Genomic DNA, 6,322 nt, shown 5'->3' on the forward strand with positions numbered 1-6,322 from the left:
GTCGCGGCGCGCCGCCTCGACGATCCGATCGACATGGATGTGGATCAGGCTCTCCTTGGCGCGCGTCTGGCCGGCCCGGCCGGCCGGCTCCCACGACACCAGGCGGCCGGCCGCATCGCGCTCGACGGCGAGAATCGGGTGGGCGACCAGCAGCGGGTCGAGCGACAGCTCGCGCAGCGCGCCGAGCACCGAATCGAGCAGGAACGGCATGTCGTCGTTGACGATCTCGACGACCGACACGGGCGCCGGCGCGGCGACGCTCTCGGGCGTGCGGATTCGCAGCTTCGCAGCGTGCCCGGGCCGCTCGGCCAGGAAGGCCAATCCGTCGCCGGCGAGCGCGGCGAGCTCCGCGGCATCGTACTCGGCGAGATCCTCGGCCGCGACGCCGCCGAACAGCGCGCCGACCAAGGCGGCCGCCGCGGGGCCGTCGGTCGCCGCGACGCGGGCTTCGGCCTCTGCGATCACCCGGGCGGCGCGCGCCTCGTTGCTCCCCTGTTCCGCCTGACCAGCGTCCATGGTGTGCTCCTCGCGGCGCTCTTCGCCTCGCCCGCACATATAGGCCCGAATGCGGCGCGAGGCACTCCGCCCCGATGCAACCCGGCGCCGCGTCGCGCGCGAGTCTCGCGCCGCTGCACTGCAAACGGAAAGGCGTCCGCGGCCCGGCATTCGCGTCGGCCGCCGTCGCCGTATAAGCTCGACGCCCTCATGTGCTGCGATCGGACGAGGCGAACATGACTCACGAGACGGACCGAACGGCCGACCCGGCGTCGGGCCGGCGCGACGACGAGCCGGTGACGGCTCTCGACCTTCATGCAGCACAGCTCTCCCCGGCCATGGCCGCCTATCTGGCGAAATGCGACGAGAAGCTCGGCTTCGTCCCGAACGTGCTGAAGGCCTACACGTTCGACACGGCGAAGCTCGAAGCCTTCGTCGCCATGCACGACGATCTGATGCGCGCTCCCTCCGGCCTGTCGAAGCTCGAGCGCGAGATGATCGCGGTCGCCGTGTCGTCGCACAACCACTGCTACTACTGCCTGGCCGCGCATGGCGCCGCCGTGCGGGCGCTGTCCGGCGATCCCGTGCTGGGCGACCAGCTCGTCGCCAATTTCAGGGCTGCCCGATTGTCGCCGCGCCAGCGCGCCATGCTGGACTTCGCCGACCAGCTCACGGCCTCCCCGTGGAGCGTCGAGGAGGAGGATCGCGCGCGTCTCCGGAGCGCGGGTTTCTCGGACCGCGACATCTGGGACATCGCCGCCGTGGCGGCGTTCTTCAACATGACCAACCGGCTCGCGTCGGCGACCGACATGCGGCCGAATCCCGAATACCACGCGCAGGCGCGCTGACGCCGCGCGGCACACGACCGAAGGCCGTATCCTCCCCATGCGCATCGTGCTCTCGTTCCTCCTGGCGCTGCTCGTCGCGGCCGCCGTTCCGGTCCACGCCCAGCAGGCCACCGACGTCACCCCGAGCACCGGCGAGATCGCCGCCACCACGGTGGTCGGGCGGCACGGCATGGTGGCGAGCCAGGAGGCCGAGGCGAGCCGCATCGGCGCCGCCGTGCTGGCGCGGGGCGGCAACGCCGTCGATGCCGCGGTCGCCACCGCATTCGCGCTCGCCGTGACGCTGCCGCGCGCCGGCAATCTCGGCGGCGGCGGATTTTTGGTGCTGCACCGGGCCGGCGGCGAGGCCGTGACGATCGACTTCCGCGAGACCGCTCCGGCGGCCGCCACCGCGACCATGTTCCTCGACGCGGCCGGCAACGCCGATCCGCGCAAGTCGCGGTTCAGCGCCAGCGCCATCGCGGTGCCGGGCAGCGTCGCGGGCCTGGCGCTGGCCCACCAGCGATTCGGCTCCGGCCGGCTGACCCTCGCCGAGCTGATCGCCCCGGCCGTCCGGTTGGCCCGCGCCGGCGTGCCGGTGACGGGCGACCTGTTCGAGACCCTGACGCTCGCCGAACGGCGGCTCGGCCAGTGGCCGTCCTCGGCCCGGGTGTTCCTGAAGGACGGGCGCCCGCCGGCCGAGGGCGACCGTCTGGTGCAGACGGACCTGGCCGACACGCTGGAGAGGATCGCGGCCCAGGGACCGGCCGGCTTCTACACCGGCCCGGTGGCGGAAAAGCTCGTCGCGACCGTCCGGTCCGCCGACGGGCTTCTCGGCCTGGAGGATCTGGCCGGCTATCGCGCCGTGGTGCGCGAGCCGGTGCGCGGCACCTATCGGGGGTTCGACATCGTCGCGATGCCGTCGCCGTCCTCGGGCGGCGTGCATCTGGTCGAGATGCTCAACATCCTGGAAGGCTACGACCTGCGGTCGCTCGGTGCCGGCGCGCCGGCCGCCCTGCATCTCGAGATCGAGGCGATGAAGCTCGCCTATGCGGACCGCGCCGCGTTCCTGGGCGATGCCGACAAGGTCGACGTGCCGCTGGAGCGGCTGCTCTCGAAGGACTACGCGGCCGAGCTGCGGCGGAGCATCGACCCGAAAAGGGCCCGGCCCGCATCCGAGATTCGGCCGGACAGCCCGGCGCTGGGCGGCGGCGGCGCCGACACGACGCATCTCTCGGTGATCGATCGCGACGGCAACGCGGTGGCGCTGACCACCTCGCTGAACTTCAATTACGGGGTCGGGTTGGTCGCCGAGGGGACCGGCGTCCTGCTCAACAACACGCTCGACGACTTCTCGGCGAAGCCCGGCGCGCCCAATGCATTCGGGCTGATCGGCGGTGCCGCCAACGCGCCGGCGCCGGGCAAGCGGCCGCTCTCCTCGATGACGCCCACCATCGTGCTGAAGGACGGCCGGCCCGTACTGGTCACCGGCGCGCCGGGCGGCAGCCGCATCATCACGACGGTGCTGCAGGTGATCGTCAATCGCGTCGACTTCGGCCTGTCGCCGGCCGACGCCGTGGCGGCGCCGCGGCTTCACCACCAGTGGCGACCCGACGAGGTGCTGGTGGAGCGGACCATGCCGGAGGCGACCCTGCGGACGCTCGCCGCGATGGGACACCCGCTGCGGATCGGCGCGACCTCGGGCTCGGCCCATACGGTCGCGGTGACGCAGGACGGCGTGGTCGGGGTCGCCGACCGGCGCTCGCGCGGGGCGGGGGCGGCAGGAGATTGAGGCCGGGCGGCGCCGGCGGCCGGGTCAGCTCACCCGGCGACGGGCATCGAGCAGGCGGCCGAGCTGGCGGCGCGCCAGCGCATGGCCGGCCGGACGGGCATTGATGCGGATCGACAGACCGCTGCGGTAGGCCGGGATGAAGAGCGGGGCCGTCTTGAATCGGCCGGCGATCGGCGCGGCCGTGCTTCCGGAAACGAAAAGACGGCGCAATACGACGGGCAACATCGCATTCGTCCAAAAATATACGCTGATGTCGTGCCTGCGCCCGAGCGAACATGCCCTCGGGCGGTTTGTTTGGAGCGGGCGAAGGGATTCGAACCCTCGACCCCAACCTTGGCAAGGTTGTGCTCTACCCCTGAGCTACACCCGCATCCGCGGCGGCACGGCCACCGAGGCGCTCTCTCTACCCAAACTCGGATCGCTTGGCAACCGTCGTGACGAGCCGCGATTGCGAGACCCGGCTCGGCGGTGTCGGAGGGCCGGCGACGCCGGACAGGGTTGACGGAAGGGTATCGGGCAGGGTCCAGTGCCGGCCACCATGGACCCCGACGCGTTCGTGCCAGACATGCCCGCCGCCCCCGAAGACCTGTTCGCCTGCCTCGACCGCCTCGGCGTGCCGCACCGCACCGTGACGCATCCGCCGCTGTTCACGGTCGAGGAGTCGCGGGCGCTGCGCGGCACGATCCCGGGCGGGCACACGAAAAACTTGTTTCTCAAGGACAAGCGCGGCACGCTGTTCCTGGTGGTGGCGCTGGAAGACGCCGTGATCGACCTCAAGGGCCTGCACCGGCGGCTCGACGCCGGCCGCTTCTCGTTCGGCTCGGCCGAGCTGCTGCAGGAGGCGCTGGGGGTGATGCCCGGCTCCGTCACGCCGTTCGCCGCCATCAACGACACGGGCGGGCGGGTGACGGTCGTCCTGGACGAGCCGATGCTGGCTTACGATCCGCTGAACTGCCACCCGCTGGTCAACACCATGACGACGGCGATCGCGCCCGGCGACCTGGTGCGGTTCCTGCGCCATACCGGCCACGAGCCGCGCCTCGCCACGGTCTCCGGAGGGAGCCCGGACGGAAGCGGCGAACGGCCTGATTGACGTCGCGATTGCAATGAGTTCCGTGCTTCCCCATCTACTCGGTCGGAAGGGCGCGGCGGCACCCCGATAAAGGACACTCCCTATGTTTCAGGACGGCGGAGCGGCGGTGGCCGCGGACGGTCTCATCAAGGAGACCACCACCCAGGGCTTCACCAAGGACGTGATCGAGGAATCGCGCCGGCAGCCCGTGCTGCTCGATCTCTGGGCCGACTGGTGCCAGCCCTGCAAGCAGCTCACGCCGATGCTGGAGAAGCTGGTCAAGGCCGCCCGCGGCAAGGTCAAGCTGGTCAAGCTGAACATCGAGCAGCATCGTGCCGTGTTCCAGCAGCTCCAGCAGCAGCTCGGGATCCAGTCGATTCCGGCCGTGCTGGCCTTTGTCGACGGGCGCATCGCCGACGGCTTCATGGGAGCGCTGCCGGAGAGCCAGATCGTGGCGTTCCTGGACCGGTTGACCAAGGGCAAGGGTGGCGCGGCCGACGATCCGGTGCAGCAGGCGCTCGAAGCCGCCGACGCCGCCCTGGTCGAAGGCGACGCCGCGTCGGCCGGGCAGATCTATGTCGAGGTGCTGCAGCACGACCCCGAGAACGTTCACGCGATGGCCGGCCTGGTGCGCTGCCAGATCGAGACCGGCGCGCTCGACGAGGCCAAGCAGACGCTCGCCATGGTGCCCGAGGCGAAGCGCAACCAGCCGCCCGTCGCGGCCGCGGCCGCTGCCCTCGAGGTGGCCGAGCAGGCCGCCGCGCTCGGTCCGCTGGTCGAGCTGGAGAAGAAGGTCGCCGCCGATCCGCTCGACCACCAGGCGCGCTTCGACCTCGCCCTGGCGCTGGCCGCCAAGGGCCGCAAGGCCGAGACGGTCGACCACCTGCTGGAGATCGTCCGGCGCGACCGCAAGTGGAACGAGGACGGCGCCCGCAAGCAGCTCGTCCAGCTGTTCGAGGCCTGGGGCCCCACCGACGAGGCGACCGTCTCGGGCCGCCGCCGTCTGTCCTCCATCCTGTTCGCCTGACATCGCGGTCGCCTGCCGACCGAAGCCACGGAGACGGCCATGCCCATGAACGCGGCGTATCGGAGCCCGGCGGACCTGCCGTCGACGCTGCCGGTGTTTCCGCTGCCGGGCGCCCTGCTGCTGCCGCGCGGACAGATGCCGCTCAACATCTTCGAGCCGCGTTATCTGACCATGATCGACGACGCGCTGCGCAACGGCCACCGGCTGATCGGAATGATCCAGCCGGACAGCGCGCATCCGGGTCCGGAGGACAGGCCGACGCTGTTCCGGGTCGGCTGCGCCGGGCGAATCACCCAGTTCGCCGAGAGCGGCGACGGGCGCTATCTGCTGCAGCTCACCGGCGTGGCACGGTTCCGGCTGGAGCACGAGCTCTCGGTCGACACGCCTTATCGCCAGTGCCTCGTCAGCTACGGCCCCTATGCCGACGACTTCGTCGCCCGCAAGGGCGAGAAGGCGGTCGACCGCGAGGCGCTCCTGCGGGCGCTTCGCGATTTCCTGGAGGCCAACAAGCTCAAGGCCGATTGGGACGGAATCGAGAGCGCCCCCAACGAGGCGCTGGTCAACGCGCTGGCGATGATGTCGCCCTACGGGCCGGCCGAGAAGCAGGCCTTGCTGGAGGCGCCGGACCTCAAGACGCGGGCCGAGATCCTCGTCGCCGTCACGGAGATCGAGCTCGCCAAGGGCCGCTCCCCGGGCGACGTGTCGCTGCAGTGAGGTCGGAGCGGCGGCACGGCGGAACCGCGGGCCACCGGAACCGTTGCCGGTGCACGATCCGCAAGCGTACTCTGCACCTCCCGGCCGCCCGGCCGGGTCACGACCGTCGACGACGGACATCCACCGAACGGATTCGCATCGCATGACCTCGACGCCTCCCGACCGCGCGGCCGGCTCGGTCGACCCGAAGCTCCTCGAAATCCTGGTCTGCCCGCTCACCAAGGGGCCGCTCGAATACGATGCCGAGCGCCAGGAGCTGGTCTCGCGGGCGGCGCGCCTCGCCTATCCGATCCGCGACGGCATTCCGATCATGCTGGTCGACGAGGCCCGCCGCCTCGACTGACGGCGCGGACCGCCGCGAACAGAGCCCGTCGTCCCGGGGGCGCGCTGGAAGCGCG

General features: G+C 71.3%; 7 protein-coding genes, 1 tRNA gene and 1 pseudogene. 6 read left to right on the top strand and 3 right to left on the bottom strand.

The window, feature by feature from the left end; genetic code table 11:
* A pseudogene (locus CH341_RS33885) lies at positions 1-516 on the bottom strand (NAD-glutamate dehydrogenase domain-containing protein); the annotation flags it as partial.
* Positions 517-731: 215 nt separating this feature from the next.
* Between CH341_RS33885 and CH341_RS26675 the strand changes: the two are divergent.
* Positions 732-1,343 (top strand): peroxidase-related enzyme, encoded by a 612-nt coding sequence (locus CH341_RS26675; protein WP_111421998.1) that lies wholly within the window; start codon positions 732-734, stop codon positions 1,341-1,343.
* A gap of 37 nt (positions 1,344-1,380) precedes the next feature.
* Positions 1,381-3,111, top strand: a complete 1,731-nt coding sequence (gene ggt / locus CH341_RS26680) for a gamma-glutamyltransferase (protein ID WP_111421993.1) — start codon at positions 1,381-1,383, stop codon at positions 3,109-3,111.
* Positions 3,112-3,135: 24 nt separating this feature from the next.
* Here ggt and CH341_RS26685 read toward each other — a convergent pair whose 3' ends face one another.
* Positions 3,136-3,336: a hypothetical protein gene (locus CH341_RS26685; protein WP_146604636.1), complete on the bottom strand. Its 201-nt coding sequence runs from the start codon at positions 3,334-3,336 to the stop codon at positions 3,136-3,138.
* A 70-nt stretch (positions 3,337-3,406) separates the two neighbouring features.
* Positions 3,407-3,481: transfer RNA gene (locus CH341_RS26690), tRNA-Gly, on the bottom strand.
* Between the two features lie 195 nt (positions 3,482-3,676).
* Between CH341_RS26690 and CH341_RS26695 the strand changes: the two genes are divergently transcribed.
* The 4 genes from CH341_RS26695 (at position 3,677) to CH341_RS26710 (ending at position 6,267) form a co-directional block, all read left to right on the top strand.
* Positions 3,677-4,204 (top strand): prolyl-tRNA synthetase associated domain-containing protein, encoded by a 528-nt coding sequence (locus CH341_RS26695; protein ID WP_111421999.1) that lies wholly within the window; start codon positions 3,677-3,679, stop codon positions 4,202-4,204.
* Positions 4,205-4,286: 82 nt separating this feature from the next.
* Positions 4,287-5,210, top strand: a complete 924-nt coding sequence (locus CH341_RS26700) for a thioredoxin family protein (protein WP_111421995.1) — start codon at positions 4,287-4,289, stop codon at positions 5,208-5,210.
* Positions 5,211-5,249: 39 nt separating this feature from the next.
* Positions 5,250-5,924 carry an LON peptidase substrate-binding domain-containing protein gene (locus CH341_RS26705; RefSeq protein ID WP_111421996.1) on the top strand — a complete coding sequence of 225 codons (675 nt, stop codon included), beginning with the start codon at positions 5,250-5,252 and terminating at the stop codon, positions 5,922-5,924.
* Between the two features lie 142 nt (positions 5,925-6,066).
* Entirely contained in the window at positions 6,067-6,267 is a 201-nt protein-coding gene (locus CH341_RS26710) for a Trm112 family protein (protein ID WP_111421997.1), read from the top strand.
* The last annotated feature ends 55 nt before the right edge of the window (positions 6,268-6,322 follow it).

The organism is Rhodoplanes roseus, from assembly GCF_003258865.1.
Taxonomy (GTDB): domain Bacteria; phylum Pseudomonadota; class Alphaproteobacteria; order Rhizobiales; family Xanthobacteraceae; genus Rhodoplanes; species Rhodoplanes roseus.

Bases quoted from the DNA above. Each gene is read 5' to 3' on its own strand.
- CH341_RS26685 (WP_146604636.1), bottom strand. From the start codon at position 3,336: ATGTTGCCCGTCGTATTGCGCCGTCTTTTCGTTTCCGGAAGCACGGCC.
- ggt (WP_111421993.1), top strand. From the start codon at position 1,381: ATGCGCATCGTGCTCTCGTTCCTCCTGGCGCTGCTCGTCGCGGCCGCC.
- CH341_RS26705 (WP_111421996.1), top strand. From the start codon at position 5,250: ATGCCCATGAACGCGGCGTATCGGAGCCCGGCGGACCTGCCGTCGACG.
- CH341_RS26695 (WP_111421999.1), top strand. From the start codon at position 3,677: ATGCCCGCCGCCCCCGAAGACCTGTTCGCCTGCCTCGACCGCCTCGGC.
- CH341_RS26700 (WP_111421995.1), top strand. From the start codon at position 4,287: ATGTTTCAGGACGGCGGAGCGGCGGTGGCCGCGGACGGTCTCATCAAG.
- CH341_RS26710 (WP_111421997.1), top strand. From the start codon at position 6,067: ATGACCTCGACGCCTCCCGACCGCGCGGCCGGCTCGGTCGACCCGAAG.
- CH341_RS26675 (WP_111421998.1), top strand. From the start codon at position 732: ATGACTCACGAGACGGACCGAACGGCCGACCCGGCGTCGGGCCGGCGC.